General features: G+C 73.7%; 15 protein-coding genes. 5 read left to right on the forward strand and 10 right to left on the reverse strand.

The window, feature by feature from the left end:
- The first annotated feature begins 78 nt into the window (after positions 1-78).
- Positions 79-834 carry a DUF6707 family protein gene (locus FHR36_RS25940; RefSeq protein WP_253800855.1) on the forward strand — a complete coding sequence of 252 codons (756 nt, stop codon included), beginning with the start codon at positions 79-81 and terminating at the stop codon, positions 832-834.
- A gap of 78 nt (positions 835-912) precedes the next feature.
- Positions 913-1,203, forward strand: a complete 291-nt coding sequence (locus tag FHR36_RS25945; protein WP_253800857.1) for a hypothetical protein — start codon at positions 913-915, stop codon at positions 1,201-1,203.
- A 28-nt stretch (positions 1,204-1,231) separates the two neighbouring features.
- On the opposite strand, the gene FHR36_RS25950 is transcribed toward FHR36_RS25945, so the two are convergent.
- Positions 1,232-2,236, reverse strand: a complete 1,005-nt coding sequence (locus FHR36_RS25950) for a chitosanase (protein ID WP_301330733.1) — start codon at positions 2,234-2,236, stop codon at positions 1,232-1,234.
- 206 nt (positions 2,237-2,442) lie between these two features.
- Between FHR36_RS25950 and FHR36_RS25955 the strand changes: the two genes are divergently transcribed.
- The gene (locus FHR36_RS25955; protein ID WP_253800860.1) at positions 2,443-2,598 is read left to right on the forward strand and encodes a DUF6131 family protein; all 156 of its coding nucleotides are present in this window, start codon (positions 2,443-2,445) and stop codon (positions 2,596-2,598) included.
- Positions 2,599-2,620: 22 nt separating this feature from the next.
- On the opposite strand, the gene FHR36_RS25960 is transcribed toward FHR36_RS25955, so the two are convergent.
- The 5 genes from FHR36_RS25960 to FHR36_RS25980 all read right to left on the reverse strand — a co-directional run bounded on the left by FHR36_RS25960 (position 2,621) and on the right by FHR36_RS25980 (position 10,756).
- Positions 2,621-3,055: an ATP-binding protein gene (locus FHR36_RS25960; protein WP_253800862.1), complete on the reverse strand. Its 435-nt coding sequence runs from the start codon at positions 3,053-3,055 to the stop codon at positions 2,621-2,623.
- The gene (locus tag FHR36_RS25965; protein ID WP_253800864.1) at positions 3,055-3,423 is read right to left on the reverse strand and encodes an STAS domain-containing protein; all 369 of its coding nucleotides are present in this window, start codon (positions 3,421-3,423) and stop codon (positions 3,055-3,057) included. Before FHR36_RS25965 ends, FHR36_RS25960 begins: the two co-directional genes overlap by 1 nt.
- A gap of 158 nt (positions 3,424-3,581) precedes the next feature.
- Entirely contained in the window at positions 3,582-5,825 is a 2,244-nt protein-coding gene (locus tag FHR36_RS25970) for a SpoIIE family protein phosphatase (RefSeq protein ID WP_253800865.1), read from the reverse strand.
- A gap of 6 nt (positions 5,826-5,831) precedes the next feature.
- Positions 5,832-9,662 (reverse strand): HAMP domain-containing protein, encoded by a 3,831-nt coding sequence (locus FHR36_RS25975; RefSeq protein ID WP_253800867.1) that lies wholly within the window; start codon positions 9,660-9,662, stop codon positions 5,832-5,834.
- A gap of 167 nt (positions 9,663-9,829) precedes the next feature.
- A complete protein-coding gene (locus tag FHR36_RS25980) occupies positions 9,830-10,756 on the reverse strand; it encodes a YhjD/YihY/BrkB family envelope integrity protein (protein WP_253800870.1) in 927 nt (308 codons plus the stop codon).
- A 260-nt stretch (positions 10,757-11,016) separates the two neighbouring features.
- On the opposite strand from FHR36_RS25980, the gene FHR36_RS25985 reads away from it, so the two are divergent.
- The gene (locus tag FHR36_RS25985; protein WP_253800872.1) at positions 11,017-12,456 is read left to right on the forward strand and encodes an MFS transporter; all 1,440 of its coding nucleotides are present in this window, start codon (positions 11,017-11,019) and stop codon (positions 12,454-12,456) included.
- 63 nt (positions 12,457-12,519) lie between these two features.
- On the opposite strand, the gene FHR36_RS25990 is transcribed toward FHR36_RS25985, so the two are convergent.
- The 4 genes from FHR36_RS25990 to FHR36_RS26005 all read right to left on the reverse strand — a co-directional run bounded on the left by FHR36_RS25990 (position 12,520) and on the right by FHR36_RS26005 (position 18,869).
- Positions 12,520-12,894 (reverse strand): hypothetical protein, encoded by a 375-nt coding sequence (locus FHR36_RS25990; protein ID WP_253800873.1) that lies wholly within the window; start codon positions 12,892-12,894, stop codon positions 12,520-12,522.
- 124 nt (positions 12,895-13,018) lie between these two features.
- Positions 13,019-16,702, reverse strand: coding sequence for a protein kinase domain-containing protein (locus FHR36_RS25995; RefSeq protein ID WP_253800874.1), 3,684 nt, complete (start codon positions 16,700-16,702; stop codon positions 13,019-13,021).
- Between the two features lie 102 nt (positions 16,703-16,804).
- Positions 16,805-18,412, reverse strand: coding sequence for an alpha/beta hydrolase-fold protein (locus FHR36_RS26000; RefSeq protein WP_253800876.1), 1,608 nt, complete (start codon positions 18,410-18,412; stop codon positions 16,805-16,807).
- A 211-nt stretch (positions 18,413-18,623) separates the two neighbouring features.
- Positions 18,624-18,869 carry a hypothetical protein gene (locus FHR36_RS26005; protein WP_253800878.1) on the reverse strand — a complete coding sequence of 82 codons (246 nt, stop codon included), beginning with the start codon at positions 18,867-18,869 and terminating at the stop codon, positions 18,624-18,626.
- Between the two features lie 150 nt (positions 18,870-19,019).
- On the opposite strand from FHR36_RS26005, the gene FHR36_RS26010 reads away from it, so the two are divergent.
- The gene (locus FHR36_RS26010; protein WP_253800880.1) at positions 19,020-21,362 is read left to right on the forward strand and encodes a helix-turn-helix domain-containing protein; all 2,343 of its coding nucleotides are present in this window, start codon (positions 19,020-19,022) and stop codon (positions 21,360-21,362) included.
- Positions 21,363-21,437: the final 75 nt, after the last annotated feature.

Consider the following 21,437-nt stretch of genomic DNA (forward strand, 5'->3'; position numbering starts at 1 on the left):
CCTACACATCCCCTGCACAGGGTCAAGGGAGCACCGGCGCAGGGGCGTTGGCCTCGGGAGCTGTGGGATGCTGCCCGGATGACCGGCGACACCTCCCACCTCCGTACCGCCCGCCGCGACGACCCGGCCCGGCTGCTGCCGTACCTGGATCCCGCGGCCGAGGGCCTGGCCGAGCCGTCGGTGGCCGACCTGCTGCGGCTGCGCCGGCTGGTGGCCGACCGGCCGGACCGGGCCGCCCGGCGGAGCGCCGCGGCCGCGCTGCATGGGCACCTCGGACGGGCCGTCACCGCCCGGGCGGCCGCCCTGGCCGCCGAGCCCGGCCTCCCGCCCGCGCTCCGCACGGCGGCGCGCGCGGTGACCCGGGTCCGGCCCCGGTCGGCGAAGGAGCTCCGGGCGGTGGACCGGCTGGCGTACGCGTGCGAGGCGGCGGGGCGGGTCGAGGAGGCGCAGCGGGTGGCGTCCGCGCTGCTCGGTGTCCCGTTCGACGGCGACTTCGAGCTGTGGTCGCCGGTGGAGGGCGCCCTGGCGCTGCTCTGGCTGCACGCCGGGCCGGCGGACCGCCCCGGCCTGCGCGCGGTGCTGGACGTCGACACTCGCATCCCCCTGGTGGTCGACGCGGCGCTGGCCCGCCGACTGGACGGGGACCTGCTCCGGGAGGAGCGGATCGAGGCCCTGCTTGCCACCGGCGAGCACCGCGACGCCGCCGTGTGGGCGGCCGCGGACGTGCGGGAGCTGACCGTCATGCTGGCCTTCGGCGGCTCCGCCCTCTGGCCGCCCGCCCGGATCGCCGGACGGCGGGCCGAGCGACTGGCCCAGGTCCGCGACCTGGGGTGACGCGCGGTCCCACACGTGGCCGGAGATCGTCCCGGGGCGCACCATGGCAGCAGGGTGTGGCCACGCTGGAGACGGGTGATGGACGAATTCTTCAAGGCGGGCAAGGTCTACCGGCACTACGTGGCCGGCCGGCCCAGCGACCGGGGCGTCTTCGTCGTCGTCTACGTCGGACGGGCTCCGCGCGAGTTCGAGCGCCACGACGAGGAGGGCGGCGTCGCCTTCGGCTGGCGGCGCGGGCGCGGCCCGGACGGTGAGGTCCACCCGATGGGCGCCTACAGCACCCCCGACTTCGGCGGCTGGATCGAGCTCGACGACTCCGAGCTGCTGGACGCCCTCGGCCAGCCCCAGCCCGCCCCCGGGGAGCAGTGAGCCCGGGCAGCAGTGAGCCGGGGCGGGCTCAGCGCGCCACCGCGTACGAGTCCCCGTAGATGGTCCACCTCAGCGGGGTGGCCAGGGTCAGGTTCCCGGCCTTCAGGAAGACCTCCTGGATGGTGTCGATCCGGCTGGTGTCCTGCCGGGAGGCGTCGGACTTCATGACCGCCCGCCGGACGCTCAGGAACGCCTCCAGGTAGGCGGTCTCGTCGCCGCCCTGGGCCGGCGGCTTCGCCTTGGCGAGAGCGGCCGCGCGGATGCCGGCGAAGCTCTTCGGGCCGCTGCCGGGGCCGTGCATCACCATCGCGTCGTAGTAGGCGAACTGCCCGAGGGCCCGCAGCCCGTCCGCCTTGGCCTGGGCGACCGCCGGGTTGAAGTAGACCCGGTCGCGCTCGTCGTCCTGGGCGCGCCGGAAGGCCGGGTCCTGGGCGGCGGTGTGCCAGTCCGCGGTGAAGCCGGGATCCAGGCCCTGGTGCGAGTCGCTGCCGTTGACCTGCTGCAGCGCGGGCAGGTAGCGCACCAGCGGGTTGTCGGGCTCGAGTGCCTGGTAGTGCTTCACCAGCCGCAGCATGTCGTCGGTGGCGGAGGTGAAGCCGATGATGCCGCCGGTGTAGCCGCGGCCGTCCTGGATGTCCTCGATGTACGTGTACTGGGCCTTCCAGTCCAGCGAGGAGTTCTCGGCGCTGGAGACCAGCTCCTGGGCGATCTCCTTGAGCCGCGGGCTGTCCAGGTCCGGCGAGGCGGGCCGGGTGCTCGACGGTGCGGCGGGGACGCTGCTCGCGGTGGGGGTCGCCGGCGCGGGTGTCGCCTCGGCGGGGGCGCCCGCTGCGGCGGGGTCGGTGGTGCCCGGATCGGGGTCGGCCGGGCGGCCGGTGCTCGCGGCGGCGTCCGGTGCGCCGCCGTGCAGCCGGGCCACGCCGACCGCCGCGGTCACGCACCCGGCGACCAGGACGGCCACGACGGCGACCCGTCGTCTGCGTCTGCGCCGGGCTCTGGCGCGGGCCCGGGCCGCGAGACGTCGATGGCGCATTTCCGCCCGTACTCCGATCGGTGGTTCCGGTGCCGCCCGCGGCCCGTCGCTGCCGGCGGGGCCGCCCGCCCCGTCCGGCGGCGGACCGATAGTAGACGGCTCCGGGGGCCGGGATGCGCCCCGCCCCCGCACACGGAGTGACGGAACGACGTGTTCGTACCGAGATCCCGGGTACGCGCGGTGGCGAACCAGCTATGGAGGCCCTCATGATCCTGCTCGGAGTGATCCTGCTCATCCTCGGCCTGATCACCGGTATCGGTGTGCTCTGGACGATCGGCGCCATCCTGCTCGTGGTCGGCCTGGTCCTCTGGGTGGCCGGAGCGCTCGGCCACGAGATCGGCGGCCGCCGTCACTACTGGTGACACCGGACTGGACGGAACCGCCTCAGAAAGGCGGTAGCACCGTCAGCAGCCAGACCGCCTTGCCCGGCCCGCGGGGTTCGCTCCCCCAGGCCAGGGCGAGGCGGTCGACCACCAGCAGCCCGTGCCCGCCGGGGTCGGCCGGCGATCGGTCGGTACGCAGCACCGGCGGGTGCGGACTGCGGTCGACCACCTCGATCCGCAGCACCTCGCCGGGACGGCTGACCCGGCTCAGCAGCAGCTCGTACGGTCCCTCGGCGTGCATGCAGGCGTTGGAGACCAGTTCACTGACCATCAGCAGGACGTCGCCGACGGCGTCGGGCTCCCCGTGGCGGTTCCGCTCCGTCCAGCCCCAGTCGCCCAGCACCGTCCGGGTGAAGGCGCGGCTGCGCGCCACCGCGCCGGTCCGCTCGGGCAGCACGAGGGTCCGCGTTCCGTCGGGGTCTCCGGCGCCGTCCATCAGCCCGGTTCGCCCGTCAGGGCCTCGTCGAGCGTGGCGAACACCTCGACCACCTCGTCGGCGCCGGTGATCTCCAGCATCCGGGCGACGATCGGGGTCGGGGCGGCGAGCATCAGCCGTCCGCCGGCGGGTTCGGCTCTCAGCCGGGCGCGCAGCAGCAGGTTGAGGCCGGTGGAGTCGCAGAAGGACAGGCCGGAGCAGTCGACCACGATGCGCTGCGGCGGGTCGGCGAGGCGTTCCTCCAGTGCGTCGCGCAGCGGGCCGACGCTGTCGTGGTCGAGCTCGCCCTCCGGCCGGAGCACCAAGGCGCTCCCGTGGTCGCGGACCGACACCGTGAGCTGGAGGGCCGGGGCCGCCTTCGGGTCCATGCGCTGACCTCCTCGTTTCCACCATAAGACGGGCGGGCGCGCCGCTCATCCGGCCCGTCGGCTGCTCGCGGGCCGCCCGGACGCTCCGGTGGATGCTCTGCGTCTGTCCGATCCCGCGCGGGGCATGCGTGGGCGCGGCCGCCGATCGCGCCGGACGGTCAGGCGAGCACCTGGACGGCGATCAGGCAGGTGTCGTCCTCGGTGTCGGCGGCGCTGAGCTCCAGCACGGTGTCGAGCAGGGCGTCCAGGTCGTCGCCGGTCCGGGGAAGGCCGTCGGCCAGGTCGCGGAGCGAGTCCTCGACGGACCGGTCGCGGCGTTCCACCAGTCCGTCGGTGTAGAGCAGCAGGATGTCGCCGACGTCCAGCGGTACGGTGTGCTCCTCGTAGTCCTGCTCCGGGTCGGCGCCGAGCAGCACGCCGTGGGGCAGCGGCAGCGGGTCGGCCCGGCCGCCGCGGAGCAGGATCGGCGGGAGGTGGCCGGCCCGGGCCCAGCGCAGCCGGCGGCCGTCCCGGTCGTAGCGGGCACAGACCACGGTGGCGGTGGCCGCGTCGGGGAGTCCGGCGGCGGTGAGGTTGAGCCAGCGGAGCAGCCGGCCCGGTCCGGCGCCGGTGGCCGCCAGCCCCCGCAGGGCGTTGCGCAGCGTGACCATGCCGGTGGCGGCCTCCACGCCGTGGCCGGCCATGTCGCCGATGACCAGCAGGGCCCGGCCGCCGGGCAGCGGAACGGCGTCGTACCAGTCGCCGCCGACCCGCTCCTCGCGGGCGGCCGGGCGGTAGCGGACGGCGGCGCGCAGGCCCGCCCGGTCCAGTGGCGGCGGCCCGGTGGGCAGGATGGCCTTCTGGAGGCGCAGGGCGAGGCGGTGACGTTCGGCGGCCTCCTGCTCGCTGTCGGCGAGCCGCTCGCGGGTGGCGGCGAGGGCGATCTCGGTCCGGTGCTGGGCGGAGACGTCCTGGTAGGCGCCGCGGACGGCGACGGTGCGGCCGGTGGCGTCGGTGACGGGTTCGGCAATGACCCGGACGTAGCGGACCGGGCCGGTCGGGTGGACCAGCCGCAGGACGGCGGAGGCTTCCCGGTGCCGCGACAGGACCGAGCGCACCACCCGCCGGGCGGCGTCGCGGTCGTCGGGGTGGACGTGGCCGGGCAGCGCGCCGAGCGGCATCGGCGCGGAGCCGGGGGTGATCAGGTGCAGCTCGTACAGGCGGGGGCTCCAGTGGATCTCGCCGGTGCGCAGGTCCTCCTCGAACCCGCCGACCCGGGCCAGGCGCTGGGCCTGGGCGAGCAGTTCGGCCTGCCGCCGGTCCTCCTCGGTGAGGCGCCAGACCAGCAGCAGCCGTTCGCCGTCGGGCGCGGCCGCCAATCGGACGGTGGTGGCCCGGGGCGTGCCCTCGACGGGGAAGGTGAGCCGCAGCTCGGTCGGCTCCAGCGGCCGGCCGGCCCGGTGGACGTGCACCAGGCGGTCGAGCAGGCCCTCCGCGGCGGCCATGGGGTAGGCCTCGCTGAGCAGCCGGCTCTCCAGGGTGTGCGGCGGGCGGCCGGCCGGGTCGGCGAAGGAGCGGTTGACCCGCCGGATGCGGAAGTCGGTGACGGCGCCGTCCGGTTGCAGGACGGGGTCGAGCAGCAGGGCCGGGTCGAGGACGGCGTCGACGGTCGCCGTCTCCGGTCCGCCGGTCCCGGACCGAGGCACGTCGGGCGGCTGCGCCGCCGGTGCCGGCTCCCCCGGTCCGGGGTCCTCGGCGAGTGCCAGGGCGGCCACTTCGGCGAGCGCGGCCAGCCGCCGGCGGCCCGCGGGCGCCGGCGCGTCGGGCCGCTCGGGCCAGGCGAGTTCCAGCACCCCGGTGAGCCGCCCGCGCCGCTGGAGCGGCAACGCCATCCGGTACGGGGCGAGGGCCAGCCCGGGTGCGGGCCGGTCCGGGCCGTCGGGGCCGAACTCGGCCGCCTCGCGCGCCACCCGCTGGGCGGCGGTGTCGACGTCGGGCGGCACCCGGTCCCAGCCGGCCAGGTCGTCGGCCCGGAACCCGGCGGATCCGACCAGGACCAGCGAGCCGCCCGGGCCGAGCGTCCACAGGATCACCCCGGTGGCGCCGGCCATCGGGGCGGCGCCGGCCAGCACCGCGGCGGCGGCCGGGTCGCCCTCGCGGGCCCGGTCGTCCGCCGGCTCCGGCACCGGCCGGACCTGGGCGGAGGCGGCGGGGGCGGCGGTGTCGGGTGCCAGTTCGGCGACGATGTCCGCGGCCAGCTCGGGGACGGTGAGGTGGACCCGTTCGGCCAGTTCGGCCAGCTGCCGGGCGGCGTCGGCGGGCGGGCAGTGCAGGCGCGCGGCCAGGACGCCGGTGGCCATCGCGACCAGCCATCCCGGGGGGCGGGCCTCGGCGGCCGCGGTCGGCGGGTCGGTGGCCGGCATGGCCGGTCAGCGGTCCAGCCAGTGGTGGATCCGGCCGAGCAGGTGGTCGGTGTCCACCGGTTTGGTCAGGTGGTCGTTGGCCCCGGCGGCGAGGCTCTTGGCGCGGTCGCCGGGCATCGCCTTGGCGGTGACGGCGAGGATCGGGATGGCGGAGAACTCGGCCATGTCGCGGATGGCGGCGGTCGCGGCGTAGCCGTCCAGGCCGGGCATCATGAGGTCCATCAGGATCAGGTCGGTCTCCGGGTTGCGCCGCAGCAGGGCCAGGCCCTCCCGGCCGTTCTCGGCGTGCAGCACCCGGGCGCCGTGCACCTCCAGCACGTTGGTGATCGCGTAGACGTTGCGGATGTCGTCGTCGACCACCAGGATCGTCCGGCCGGCCAGACCGCCGGGGCGGGCGGCCGGTCCGGCGGCGGCCTCGGCGGGGTGGGAGGGCGCGCTGTCGGCGACCCGGATGATCCGCTCGCGCAGGTCGTCCAGGCCGGTGGCGGCCTCCAGGCGCTCGCCCGCGGGCAGTTCGGCACCGTCCGCGAGTCCGGCGGCGTAGCCGAGCACCGGCCGGTCGACGCCCTGCCGGTCGAGGTCGGCCAGCAGCCGGCCGGCGCCGTCCTCGGGCAGGGCGAGGTCGAGGACCAGGGCGGTGACGTCCGGGTCGCCGGCGGCGGCGAGCGCGGCGTCGTGGTCGCCGACCGCCCGTACCTCGAGCCGGGGGTGGCGGCCGGCGATGCTGCTCTGGGCGAGCAGGGTGAGCAGGCCGGGCGGGTCGGCCTCGACCACCAGCAGCCGCCGCGGGGCCGCCGCGGCGCGCTCCACCGCGCCCGGGGCCGGATGGGCGGCGACGGGAATCCGGAGGGTGAAGCAACTGCCCTTGCCGGGCGCGGACTCGGCGGTGATGGTGCCACCGAGCAGGTGGGCGAGTTCACGGCTGATCGACAGGCCGAGGCCGGTGCCGCCGTAGCGCCGGTTGGTGGTGCCGTCGGCCTGCTGGAAGGCGCCGAAGACGGTCTCCAGGTGCTGCTCGGCGATGCCGATGCCGGTGTCGCGCACCCGGAAGGCCAGGCCGGTGTCGGTGCGCGGCCCGGGGTGGCCCGGTTCGCCGGGCTCGATGAGCAGGTCGACCCGGCCGCGGTCGGTGAACTTCACCGCGTTGGAGAGCAGGTTGCGCAGGATCTGGCGCAGCCTGGCCTGGTCGGTGACCAGCTCCGCGGGGACGCCCGGGGCGGTGGTGACCGCGAAGTCGAGGCTTTTCTGCTCGGCCAGCGGCCGGAAGGTGGACTCCACGTACTCCAGCAGCTCGCGCAGCGCGAACGGCTCCACGCTGACGTCCATCTTGCCGGCCTCCACCTTGGAGAGGTCCAGGATGTCGTTGATCAGCTGGAGCAGGTCCGAGCCGGCCGAGCGGATCACCTCGGCGTACTCGACCTGCTTGGGCGTCAGGTTGCCGGTGGGGTTGCCGGCCAGCAGCTGGGCGAGGATGAGCAGGCTGTTGAGCGGGGTGCGCAGCTCGTGGCTCATGTTGGCCAGGAACTCCGACTTGTACATCGACGTACGGGTCAACTGCTGCGCCCGCTCTTCGAGTTCACGCCGGGCTTGCTCGATCTCCAGGTTCTTGGCCTCGATGTCGCGGTTCTGCGCGGCCAGCAGGTCGGCCTTCTCGGCCAGTTCGGCGTTGGAGTAGCGCAGTTCCTCCTGGCCGGCCTGCAACTCCTCCGAACGGGACTGGAGTTCTACGGTGAGCCGCTGGGACTCCTGGAGCAGCTCGTCGGTCCGGGCGTTGGCCAGCAGGGTGGACAGGTTGGTGCCGAGGTCCCGGGCGAAGCGGTCCAGGAAGTCGCGGTGCAACGGGGTGAAGGCGTGCAGGGTGGCGATCTCCACCACGCCGAGCAGTTGTTCCTCCACCACGATCGGCTGCACGATCAGCTCCCGCGGATCGGCCGCCCCGAGGCCCGAGGCGATCACCGCGTACCCGGCCGGCAGATCGGTGACGGCGATGACGGACCGGCTACGGGCGCTCTGCCCGACCAGTGACTCCCCGACCGCGAAGCGCTGCGCCCCGGCGTGCCGCCCGTACGAGCCGACCAGCACCAGCTGCGGGCCCTGCGCGCCCTCCTCGGCCAGGTAGAACGCGCCGTACTGGGCCGAGAGCAGCGGGCACAGCGCGTCCAGGACCAGCTCGGCGACCACCGCCACCTCGCGCTGCCCCTGGAACAGCGCGGTCAGCCGGGCCAGGTTGGTCTTCAGCCAGTCCTGCTCCTGGTTGGCGGTGGTGGTGTCGCGCAGCGACTCGACCATCGCATTGATGTTGTCCTTCAGCTCGGCCACCTCGCCGGAGGCGTCCACGGTGATCGAACGGGTCAGGTCGCCCTCGGCGACCGCGCTGGCCACCTCGCCGATCGCCCGGACCTGCCGGGTCAGGTTGCCGGCCAGCTCGTTGACGTTCTCGGTCAGCCGCTTCCAGGTGCCGGAGACGCCCGCCACCTCGGCCTGGCCGCCGAGCCGTCCCTCGCTGCCCACCTCCCGCGCCACCCGGGTCACCTCGGCCGCGAACGAGGACAGCTGGTCGACCATGGTGTTGATGGTGGTCTTCAGCTCCAGGATCTCGCCCCGGGCGTCCACGTCGATCTTCCGGGTCAGGTCGCCCCGGGCCACCGCCGTGGTCACCTGGGCGATGTTGCGGACCTGGTTGGTCAGGTTGTTCGCCATCGAGTTGACGTTGTCGGTGAGGTCCCGCCAGGTGCCGGCCACCCCGCGCATCCGGGCCTGGCCGCCGAGCACGCCCTCGGTGCCGACCTCGCGGGCCACCCGGGTCACCTCGTCGGCGAAGGCGGAGAGAGTGTCGACCATGGTGTTGATCACCCCGGCCAGCTCGGCCACCTCGCCCTTCGCCTCCACGGTGACCTTCTGGGTGAGGTCGCCCCGGGCCACCGCCGTCGCCACCTGGGAAATCGAACGGACCTGACCGGTGAGGTTGTCCGCCATCACGTTGACGTTGTCGGTGAGGTCCTTCCAGGTGCCCGACACACCCCGGACGGTCGCCTGCCCGCCCAGGTTGCCCTCCGTGCCGACCGCCCGCGCCACCCGGGTCACCTCCTCGGCGAACGCCGACAGCTGGTCGACCATGGTGTTGATGGTGCTCTTGAGGGCCAGGATCTCGCCCCGGGCGTCCACCGCGATCTTCTGGGTCAGGTCTCCCTGCGCCACCGCCGTCGCCACCTGCGCGATCGCCCGCACCTGGCTGGTGAGGTTGCCCGCCATGGAGTTGACGGAGTCGGTCAGATCGCGCCACGTGCCGGAGAGGTCCCGGACGTCCGCCTGGCCGCCGAGCCGCCCGTCGGTGCCCACCTCCCGGGCCACCCGGGTCACCTCGGCCGCGATCGCCGACAGCTGGTCGACCATGGTGTTGACGGTGTTCTTCAGCTCCAGGATCTCGCCCCGGGCGTCCACGTCGATCTTCCGGGTGAGGTCGCCGTGCGCCACCGCCGTGGTCACCTGGGCGATGTTGCGGACCTGCGCGGTGAGGTTGCTCGCCATCGCGTTGACCGAGTCGGTCAGGTCCCGCCACGTGCCGACCGCCTGCGGCACCTCCGCCTGGCCGCCGAGCCGGCCCTCGGTACCGACCTCGCGGGCCACCCGGGTCACCTCGGAGTTCAGCCGGGCCAGCCGGTCGGCCATGTCGTTGAAGACCTCGGCCGTCTCCCCGAGCAGCCCCGGTCCCGGCGGCAGCCGCAGGCCGAAGTCGCCGTCGCGGACCGCGGTCAGCCCGGCCAGCAGGCGGCGCAGGCCGTCCTCGGAGGCGGCCCGCGCACCGCTCTGGTCCCGGTGTTCGGCGGGTTTCTTCACGGGAACCCCGGCTGTCTCGGCATCCACGGGCGGCGCCGCGCCGACCGACCGCCGGACCGGCGCCCCTGCTCTCACTCTCGCATGTTTGTCCGCCTCCGACGTACTCGCACCTCGTTCCCGCGACCCGGATCACCGGACCGCCGGCGCGCCGTCGTCTCCCCCGGGCTTCACCGCCCCGCCCGGTCGCCCCGCTTGCCGCGGCGCAGCCGCCCGGCGGTGGGCCGCCGCCCGGCCCGGACCGCCGTGCCGCGGCGGGTCCGGGCCAGGGCCGCGGCCGCGAACGCGCCCCGCCGGGCCCGGGCGGCCAGCGTCGCGGGGTCGAGGAAGCGGCCGGCGAGCGCGCCGCCGTACACCGCGTAGCCCACCCCGATCAGCCAGGACTGCACCACCAGCACCGTCCCCACCGGCCCGTACGAGACCGCCTCGCTCGCCAGCATCGGCGCGAACACCAGCCGCGAGAAGATCCGCAGCCCGAACAGCGCGAGCACGGTCGCCACCGCGCCCGGCAGCAGCCGCGGCCAGGGCACCCGGCCGGCCAGCAGCAGGTGCTGCAGCCACCAGAAGAACAGGGCGCCGACGATCAGCATGACCAGCACCCGCGCCAGCGGCTGGGCGGCGGTCCCGCGCCCCGGTACTCCGCTCCAGGCGGCCACCAGGATGTAGCCGATCAGCCCGACAAGGGCGACCGCCTGTCGCCAGACGCCGTGCCAGGGGGCGGCCGGGCGGCCCCAGATCCGCGCGTAGGCGTTCTGCACGGCCGCCATCAGGGAGAGGCCGAAGACCGCGAGGGCCGCCAGGCCCAGCCCGGTGGTGGTGCTCAGCACCTGCCGCCGTGAGGCGAACAGCTGGTCGACCGAGCGGGCCTGGCGGCGGGAGAGCCCGAGGCCGTCGATGATCCAGTCGGCGATGCCGCTGCCCCGGGTCGGCGAGGCGGCCGCGATCACGATCAGCAGCGGCACCAGGGTGACGAAGCACAGCGCGGCGAACGCCATCGCCCGGTGCAACAGCTCGATCTCCCGCCCGTGCCGCCACACCGCCCGACCGGCGTCCCCCAGCTGCCGGCGTCGCGGCGGCCGGGACGCACTCCTACCCATACCCGACGCCTGCCCGTCCGCCGGTCGCCCAACCCCCGCCGCCGCCGTGCCGGCGCCGTTCCGCCGCGGGGATCGGCCGGTGTGAGCCGTGCGGTCGCGGGCAGACGACCCGGCGCGCGCGGAGACTCCGCGCGCAGCGTACGACGGAGGCCGTCATGGTCGACACGGGACGTTCGTCAGGAGCGGGAAGCATCTCGGGACAGGCACGCCGCAGGCCCGGCCGACTCGATCCGGGGGTCGCGGAGCTCGATCGGGGGGTCGTGGAGACGGACGTACCCGCCCGGTTGGACCGCCTCCCGTGGTCACGGTGGCACTGGCGCATCGTGATCGGCCTCGGCACCGTCTGGATCCTGGACGGCCTCGAAGTCACCATCGTCGGCAACATGGCGGCCCGGCTCGCCCACAGCGGCAGCGGTATCAGCATCACCACCGCCCAGGTCACCACCGTCGCCGCCGCCGTCTACGTCGCCGGCGCGTGCAGCGGCGCGCTGTTCTTCGGCTGGCTGACCGACCGGCTGGGCCGCAAACGCCTCTTCATGGTGACCCTGGCGGTCTACCTGGCCGCCACCGCGGTGACGGCGCTGTCCTGGACCGCCTGGTTCTTCTTCCTCTGCCGCTTCTTCACCGGCTTCGGCATCGGCGGCGAGTACGCGGCGATCAACTCGGCCATCGACGAGCTGATCCCGGCCCGGGTCCGCGGCCGCATCGACCTGATCATCAACGGCAGCTTCTGGATCGGCGCGGCTGTCGGCGCGTTCGCCTCGATCGCGCTGCTGAACACCGTCCTGTTCGCGACGGACGTCGGCTGGCGGCTGGCGTTCGGCATCGGTGTGGTGCTCGGCCTGGTGATCCTGCTGGTCCGCCGGCACGTGCCGGAGAGCCCGCGCTGGCTGTTCACCCACGGCCGCCCGGACGAGGCCGAGCGGGTGGTCGCCGACGCCGAACGGACCGTCGAGCGCGAGACCGGCGCCGAACTTCCGCCGGTGGAGGGCGATCCGATCCGGATCCGGGAGCGCGGCCCGATCGGCTTCGTCACCATCGCCCGCACCCTGGTCTCCAGCTACCCCAGGCGCACCACCCTGGGCCTCGCCCTCTTCATCGGCCAGGCGTTCCTGTACAACTCGATCACCTTCGGGTACGCGGTCATCCTGACCGGCTTCTTCAAGGTGCCGGAGGGCAACACCGGGTACTACTTCGCGGTGATCGCCGTCGGCAACTTTCTCGGCCCGCTGCTGCTCGGCCGCTTCTTCGACTCGGTCGGCCGAAAGCCCATGATCGCCGGCACCTACATCGGCTCCGGTGTGCTGCTGTTCGCCACCGCCTGGCTGTTCCACCGGGGCTCCCTGGACGCCACCACCATGACGGCCTGCTGGACCGGCGTGCTCTTCCTCGCCTCCGCCGGGGCCAGCGCGGCCTACCTGACCGTCAGCGAGATCTTCCCGCTGGAGACCCGCGCCCTGTGCATCGCGTTCTTCTACGCAGTGGGTACGGCGGTGGGCGGCATCACCGGCCCGCTGCTCTTCAACGGCCTGGTCAGCAGCGGCAACGTCGGCGACGCGACGCTGGCATTCTGCATCGGCGCCGCCCTGATGGCGATCGCGGGCCTGGTCGAGGCGGTGATCGGCGTCAAGGCGGAGCGGCGCAGCCTCGAATCGCTCGCCTCGCCGCTGAGCGAGGTCGGGAGCAGCGCCCCGGCCTGACTCCCCGGCCCCGGCGTGGCCCCGGCTTGATGCTGTCGCTGCCCGCCGGGGCCGCGCCGGGCGCTACTGCGGGGCGAGGACGTCCTGGTGCGCCCCGTCGAGGACGAAGCCGTTGTCGAACCGGACCCGGACCGTCACCCGACGCCCCCGCTCCCGGTGCGCGGCCCACTCGACCTCCAGCGAGGCGATCTCCGCCGCCAGCCGCTCCCGGCTCGCCGCCGGCATGGTGTGCCCGTAGTCCTCGAACAGCGCCTTGAGCCGCTGGTACTCGCGGACCGCCTCGCTCTCCGGGAGTTCCCCGTCCACCCGCTCGACGGTGCCCTCGAGCCCGGCGGCCAGCGACAGGAACCCGACGGCGGCCTCGGGCTCCCCGGCGACCGCCTCACCGATCCCCAGGTCCGCCACCAGCCTGACGCGCCGTCCTTCCTCCAGGGCCATCCGTCCACTGCCTCTCGATCGATCACCGCCGCGAGCCCGTCCGGCCCACGCCACCGGCCATTATCCGCCGTCGCGAGCTCCCGGGCCGAGCACGGTGCGCCTCGGACAGGCGCACTCGTCCACATCATCGCCTCGGTCCGCACGTCGGTTGATAGGGCAGTCCGGGAATGTACTCCGCCCACTGTTCCCGGCTGAGCGGGCCGACCTCGGCGCACATCGCCTGGGCGATCGCCGCTTGGCCGATGGGGACCGTGTACGTCGCTCCGTATTCGTCGATGGCGGTGAGCCGGGAACCGTCCGGTGAGAAGGAGAGCGCGACGACCTGGTTCACGATGCCGTTGATCGCCACGCCCACGAGGCTCTGGCGGGTGAGGTCCCACAGCTTCACCTGGAAGACCGACCCCGACTCCTGGGCCACCGCGTACAGCGTCGCATCGGGCGACACTGCGCTCGCGGCCGCGCTGCCGTGATTCGGCTCAGCCGGTGTGACGGTGCCGACGCGCAGCGGCTGGCCCTGGGGCTTGAGGGTCTGGGCGTTCCAGGTCCTCAGGTACGGCTGGGTGGCGGTCGGGTAGGCGAACAGCGAAGCCCCGCTGCTGCTGAGCGCATCCGCCTGCAGGTCGGACGGGCTCGGGACGAGCACGTCCCCGGCGGGGAAGGACACGCGTCCGAAGTAGGGGGTGGCCGTCACGGACTTTCCGTCGGGCGCGAAGAAGACCGCTGGATCGGGCATGGTCGTGGTGATCTCGCCGACCGACGTGTGAATCTTGCGCATGGTGCGCAGGTCCCAGTAGTCGAGCGTCGTGGCGTACCCCGGACCGGGCCCTGCGACCACGACCCCTTCGACGGCCATGAACCTGCCGTCGGGTGAGAAGGCCGCCGCGTACCACGTCAGGTTGTAGTCCGGCAGCTCGCCCCGCTGCGGGATTCCCGGCGCGCCGGTGTCGTAGAGGTCGATGCCACTGCCGTTCCATCCCGCCAGCAGGCGCCCGTCGGCGCTGAGTTGGATCCGCCCCGGCCGGCTCGGGAGGGTGCGCGTCCGGTCCGTGGAGGCGACGGCCCGGATGTCGGTCACGTCGGCGGCAAGGGGGGTGGCGTCCACCACCAGTTTGGCCAGGGCGACGGTGGTGCGGTCCTGGCTGACGGCGGATGTCGTGTAGCTCGACCACTTCTCGGACGCCGCGGGCGGCGCCGTGATGGCGCCGATGCCGAGGATGCGAACGGTGTCGTCCTTTCCGAGGCACACGAGTTGCGAGCTGTCGCCGGTGAACCGGTACGGGGTTTCGGGGGCGCATTCACTCGCCGCCGAGGAGTACGTCAGCACGGGCCGGGACGGGTCCCGGAACGACGCCGTCGGCGTCTTCCAGACCGTGCTGCCCAGGTTGAGGAAGCGTCCGTCCTGGCTGAACGTCAGCGGGTAGGAATGGGACCCTGCGACCGTGTTCACCGGCGCGTCGACCAGCGTGAAGTGGTTGAGCGGCTTGCTCCGGTCCGCGAGGACGACCGTGGACTGCCCGGTGGCCACCGCGACCCACTGCCCGTCCGGGCTGAAGGCCGTCGCGCTTCGGACATCGGCCGGCTTGACGCCGAGTCCGGGAGCAGGCAGCGGCTTCCCCTCCGGGAGGCTCACCCACGTGAACGGGGCGGCGCCCTGGGGGGTGAAGAAGGAGGCGGTCTTCTCGTCCGGGGAGAAGGACGCGCCCTCCCAGGGGGAGAAGAAGCTGGAGACCGAGGACAGCGAGCCCGTGCGGAAGACCGCCTTTCCGGCCCGGGTGTCCCACAGGGACATGGCGTCACCGCTGACGGCCAGGTAGTTCCCGTGCGGGCTGAGGGCGATCCGGGCGTCCATGCCGTCCGGGATCGGGACGCGGAAGGCCGACGTCCCGGCGGCCGGGGCGAGGTGCGCAAGGTCGAGCATGAGGACGGTGTCGTCCTCGCCGAGGATCGCCGCCCGGCCGCCGTCACCGGAGACCGCGACCCGCAGGACGTTTCCGGGTGCGGTCCAGGTGCCGGTCTGCTTGCGGGTCCGCAGGTCCCAGACCTCCACGCTCGCTCCGGTCGCCCTGAGCAGGGTGCGGCCCGATCCGTCGATGGCGGCGGGAGCGATCCCGCGCTTGGTCGGGACGGTGACCGGGACGGTCGGCAGCCGGAACGCCGCGGCCTCCCACTGGCTGCGCAGCTCCAGCAGGGTGGACCAGGCCTCGGGGGTGTCGCCCAGGCTCTCGGCCGCGACGGCCAGGCGGCGGGCGAGTTCGGGATCGCTGACCCGCAGGGCCTGCGCGCCGGCGGCGACCTGGGCCGAGGTGAGGCGGCCGAGTTGGCGGGTCAGCTCCTGCTTCTGGTCGGCCAGCGTGAGCTTCTGGCCCAGGACCGTGTGCCACTGATCGTAGGCGACGCCCGCCCCGGTCACCGCGGCGATCAGCAGCAGGGCCAGCACAGCGCTCAGCGCCACGCGCAGGCGGCCGCGGCGGCGGCCCAGGGCAAAACCGCCCTCCAGGAACTCCCGCTCGGTCCGGCTCAGGACGAGATTGCGCCGGCCGGTGGCCGCCCAGTCCCTCGCCTGTTCCAGGGGCGTGCCCTGGAGCAGGTCACCGCGTTTGCGCCCGTGGTCGGCCCAGATCCGGGACGCTTCGGTCAGCCGCTGATGAACCGCGAGGCCCTCGCGTTCCTCCTGCACCCAGTCGCGCAGCCGGGGCCAGGACCGGATCAGGGCCGCGCTGGCCAGGGTCACCGTGCCGTCCTCCCAGTCCAGGACGCCGGCCTCGGTGAGAGCCGCGATGACCTTCTCCACCACCCCGTCCGTCAGTCGGCCGTCGTGGAACTCCTCCGGCCGGGCCGCCCGCAGCGTGTCCTCGGCCCGCTCGCCCGCCGCGACCAGCCGCAGGAGTATCGAGGGCACGGCCTTCTGCTCCTTGGGGTCCAGCCCCGCGAACGTCACCTCGGCCGCCTCGGCACGCGACGGCACGGCGTCCTCGGGAACCGCCGCACGCGTGACGCGCTCGACGACGCCGGCCAGATCCGCACGCCCGACCAGCGACAGCAGGAGTTCCTCGGCGCCGGGACGTGCGTCGGGACTCTTTCCGAGCGCGGCGCGCACCAGGGCGTCCAGGGGCTGTGGCAGCCCGGAGGTGTCGGGCTGGTGCGTGGCGACCTGGTCGGCTATCGCCCCCACGCTGGTGCCCTCGAAGGCGTCCCGTCCGGTCGCGGCGAACAGCACCACCGCGGCCCAGCCCCAGACGTCGACCTTCCTGTCACCGGGCTCGCCGCGGTACCGCTCCGGCGGCATGTAGCGCAGCGTGCCCATCGGCACGCCCGTCGTCGCGGTGCCCTCCATGATCCGGGCGATGCCGAAGTCGATCACGCGGGGGCCGTCCGGTCCGAGCAGGATGTTCTCCGGCTTGAAGTCACGGTGCACCACCCCGGCCCGGTGGATCGCCACCAGGGCCGCCGCGAGGCCGACCGCCAGTCGTCGGAGCTCCTCCGGACCGTAGGGACCGCCGGCGTTCACCGCGCGCCGCAGATCCGTGCCGTCGACGAACTCGCTGACGACGTACGGGGTGGCGGCGTCCAGGTCGGCTTCCAGCACCTTGGTGGTGCAGTAGGGCTCCACCTTGCTCCACGCCTGGATCTCCCGCCGCAACCGCTCACGGTCCGGCCCGTCCACCGCGCGCAGCACCTTGACCGCCACCCGCCGGCCGTCGGCGCCGTAACCCTCGTAGACGACGCCCTGGCCGCCCGAGCCGAGCCGGCCGTCCAGATAGAAACGCCCCAACTGCCGCGGGTCACCCGGCAGCAACGGTTCGGTCACTTCGACTCCCTTGGTCCTGAGCGTGGTTCTCGAGCGACTGCGGGCGGACGACGCCGGGACCCGGCCGGACAGCGGCTCCGACCGGGTCCCGACGCGCCCGCGCTACGCGGGGGCCATCGGCAGGGTCCACTGCTGGTCCGTGCCGCCGCCGCAGTCCTGGATGACGGTCTGCGTGCCCGCGCCGCCCCCGTTCGCGTCGGCGAGGCAACGGCCCGACGGCGGGTTCAGCAGCGTGCCGTTCGGCTGCGGCACCCACTCCTGTCCGCCGGTGCCGTTGCACGCGGCGAGGTCGACGTTGGTGCCGTTGCCGGTGCCTCCGCCGGACACGTTCAGGCACTTGCCGAGCCCCCGGACGGTGTGGCCGTAGCCGACGGTCCAGCTCTGCGCCACGGTGTCGTTGCAGCCGTACACCTGCACGGGCGTGCCGTCGGTGAACGCCGCGCCCCTCACGTCCAGGCACAGGCCCCGATCGGCGACAGTGACCCGTCCGACGGCGGTGGCCGGCGTGGCCGGGGCCCCGGCGAAGGCGGTCCGCATGCGCGGCAGCAGGTCCGCAAGGTCCTGGTCCCAGCACGAGCGGTCGTGGTTCCCGTCGCAGGAGCCCCAGCCCTGGCCGCCGCCGAAGTCCACGAAGTACGGGTGCTGACCGGCGCTCACCAGGGCGGCGTTGAGGTGCTGCGAGGCGCTCTCCAGCCAGAACTCGGAGCTGGCGATGTTGCCCTTGCCGTTGCCGACGTAGATGGAGACGTTCATGTCGGCGAAGGCCGCGGCGTGCTCGGTCGGGTCGGCCGCGTTCCACAGCGAGTCGTCGAACGGCGGAGTGACCACCGAGAACGGGTACGGCGTCCCGTACATCGCGTCGGTGTTGGAGACGCTGGGCTCGTAGGGGTCGCTGACCGGGTGGCAGGCGCTCCAGGCCCTGGGCCCGGGGGCGAGGAGCGAGACCAGCGCGGCCGGCAGCTGGGTCTTCCGGTTGGTCATGGAGGCGACCATGACCTCACGGAAGATCATCTCGTTCCGGGAGATGTCGGCGTCGCCGGACAGGGTGGCGACCTGGCTGAACAGGTCCGGGTGCACCTGGGCCAGGTGCAGCGCGCCGAAGCCGCCCATGGAGATCCCGGCGATGCCGCGGTGCGCCCGGTCCGCCAGGGTGTGCAGGTTGGCGTCGATGAACGGGACGACCTGGTTGATCTCGAAGTTCTCCCAGTTCTGCGCACCGGCCTCGGTGTTCTGCATCAGCCAGTTGGTGTACCAGCCGCGCGAGCCACCGTCGGGCATGACGATGATCATCCCCGAACTGCTCCTGATCCCGTCGAACTTGGGCATCCGGTCCCCGTTGAAGTAGTCGCAGGGGTCGCCCGGGGAACCGTGCAACAGGTACAGCACCGGGTAGCGCTTGCCGGGGTCGGCGTAGTAGTCCGACGGCAGCACGATCCGGAGGTGGTGTCCGACCGTGCCAGGGGCGTTGGCGACCTGTGCGCTGGTCACGGTGATCCGGAAGTCGGTGGCGGTGTCGGCGGGGATGTTCGGGTTGCCGAACAGCGACGGGTCGTCGCTCCTGGGCACCTGCTTCAGCCCGAAGCCGTCGGCGAGCACCGGCGTGGCGCCGGGGGCGTCGGCATGGGCGGCGGTGGGGCCGGTGAACAGGCCGGTGACGGCGCCGATCACGGTCAGCAGGGTGGCCAGGAACGTGGCCAGGCGATGTTTCATGAGGTCCTCCTGGACGACGAGGGACGTGCGGGGGTGGTGGTGCGGACGTCTGGGTGTGCCGAGACCGTGCGGTGGTCGGTCCGACCGCGCGGTGGCTTCACCCACCCTGGGCGCGCGGCCCCCCGATCAACAGGTCAGCCGACCGGTCACATGCGACCGGTCCCGGGCACCCCGACCGACCTGGGCCTTCACGGTCCCGGGCGCCGGTGAGTCAGAACGGGTGCCGCCGGGCGGCGACGAGCGCCACCAGCACCACGAGCACCACCAGGACCGCGTAGACGGCCGCCAGGCACGCCCGTCGGCCACCGCTCCACCGCCGTCCCGCCTCACGGTGCCCGCCCGGCGCGATGCCGTCGTGCCGGCGCCTGTAGTGCTCCAACTGCACCGGGCGGACCTCGAGATCGCCGCCCCATGGTGTCTTGAACCCGCACTCCCCGCACCAGTACCGGTACTTCAAGTCGGCTCCTCCGCCTGTCCACTCTGTTCCGGACAGCGCAAAGCGTCGCCTTCCAGGCCGATATGACACCAGGTCAGAGCACCGGTCATGAATGACCGGGCGGCGCGGTAGTCTTCGCACCAACAACTTACCGGCGCGTAGGGGGCCGTGGTGACGGAGCTGGGCGCTACCCTGCGGGGCCTGCGGTCGACGGCGAAGCTGACGCAGGAGCAGCTGGCGGAACGCTCGGGCGTCAGCGTGCGCACCATCCGCCGGCTGGAGAACGGTACGCTGCCCGACGCCCGCCTGGCCACGATCAACCAACTCGCGGCTGCGCTCCAGGTGTCACCGCAGACGCTGAGCCCGCCCGCCGCTCTGCTCGACGGCTCGGGAGCCGAGGCGATCGCGCCCCCTCCCCCGGCCCTCACCGGCAGGTCTCCGTTCCAGGTCCACGGTGTACTGGAGGAAGCGGCCGGTGAGCTGGCCCGGGAGATCAGGCGTCGCTGGCGGCGCGAGGAGGACCAACGGCAGGTCCGGGACCCGTTCCAGCTCCCGGTGCGGTGGCGTCCGGCGCCTGCGGACCTGGTCGACCGGTGGGACAACGTCCAGCGGCTCGGCCCCGGAGCGGTCGCGGAGCCGCTGGACCTGTCCGGCGATCTGCCGGACGTGGCGCGGGTGTACCGCCGCATACCGTCCGGTCGCCTGGTGATCCTCGGCCGGGCGGGAGCCGGCAAGTCGATGCTGGCGGTCCGCCTCGTGCTGGACCTCCTCGAGAGCGGCTGCTCGCAGATACCGGTCATCTTCGGTCTGGGCGCCTGGGACCCGACCGCGACCTCGCTGCCGGACTGGCTCGTCGGCCAACTGCTGCGCGACCACCCGCACCTGGCCGGCCGCACCCCGGGCGGTACCAGGTCCCTGGCCGAGGCGCTGATCCACGGCGACGCCGTGCTGCCCGTCCTGGACGGCTTCGACGAGATCGCCGAGGGCCTGCGTGCGGCGGCGCTGCGGGAACTGGACACCACCTCGACGGCCCTCGTGCTGACCAGCCGACGGGAAGAGTTCGCGGACGCGGTCCGCGCCACCGGGACCCCGCTGGTCTGGGCCGCAGGCATCGAGCTCGGCGACATCACCCCGGACGACCTGGCGCACTACCTGCCCAGAACCGCCCGCAGCGGCAACGGCCAGGGCTGGGACCCCGTTCTCGCGGCAGCCCGGGAGCCGGGACACGCCGCGGGCACCCGCGTGGCCGAGGCCCTCAGCACCCCGCTGATGGTCGCCCTGGCCCGCGTGCTCTATGCCGACGGGACGGGCCCGGACCCCGACGAACTCCTGGACCCCGTCCGGTTCCCCGACACCCGCTCCCTGGAGGAGCACCTCCTGGCAGGCTTCGTGCCCGCCCTCTACCGGAGCCGCGCACCCGAACGGGCCACCTCCGGCCGGCCGCCCAAGGCCTGGTCCGCCGAGCAGGCCGGGCGATGGCTCGGCTACCTGGCCCACGGCCTGGCCACACCCGAGGCCGACCGGCACGATCTCGCCTGGTGGCAGATCGGCGACAACCTGCGCCGCACCTCCCGCACGCTGGCGGTCGCGCTGACCGCGGCGGCCACCGTCACGGCAGCAACCTGGTCGGTCGCCTGGCTGACGCCGCTCGCCCCGGTCGAGGTCCTCCTCCTCGGCCTCCTGCTCGGCCCCGCGGCCGGCCTCGCCTTCGGCCTGGCGCACGCCCTCACGATCAGGCCCGGCGGACGACCCGGCATCGAGCCCTCGCGCACCCGACTGCGCCTGCGCCGACACCGGTCGGTGGTCCGCGGACCGCGCCGGGCGCTCGTCGCCCACCTCGGCGGCGTCCTTGCCGGCGGCTTCGCGATGGGGGGCGGCACAGCCCTCTCCATGACCGTCGAGCGGAGCCTGTACTACGGCTTCCCGCTCACCGCCCCCATGGTGCCCGAAGCGACGGCGGTCAACATCATCTTCTTCGGACTGGTCTTCGCAACGGCGGGGATCCTCGTCTTCGGCCTCCTCGGCGCCCTCGAAGCACCGCTGGACACCAGCTCCGCGGCAACGCCCTCCTCCCTCCTCGCCGCCAACCGCACCGTGGTGGCCCAGCAACTCCTGCTCCTGGTACCGCTGCTGACGATCACGATCGCCGCAATCGGCCAAGCGCTCGTCATCGCCCTGCAGGGCGCCCTCGGCCCCCTGAACTGGGGGATGGCCGGACTCGAAACCGGCGCCATCGCCGGAATCGGCGGCGCGGCCGCTTACGTCTTCGCCTTCACCGCCTGGGGCCAGTGGCTGGCCCTGGTCCGCTTCTGGCTTCCACTCACCGGCCGCCTGCCCTGGAACACCTCCGCCTTCCTGGACGACGCCTACCACCGCGGCGCCCTCCGCCGCTGCGGCGCGGTCTACCAGTTCCGCCACGTCCGCCTCCAGCACCACCTCGCCCGCGCCCACCGCCGACACGACGACCGCTTCGCAGACGCAGACCTGTCGGCACCGGCCACCGACGCCGAGTAACTAAGCTGCGGGTGCCAGGGTCCGAGCAGCCTGCTGCGCTCGCCCTGGCACCCGCACCGCCGACAGCGGAATCCG

The organism is Kitasatospora cinereorecta (assembly GCF_024172095.1).
GTDB lineage: Bacteria > Actinomycetota > Actinomycetes > Streptomycetales > Streptomycetaceae > Kitasatospora > Kitasatospora cinereorecta.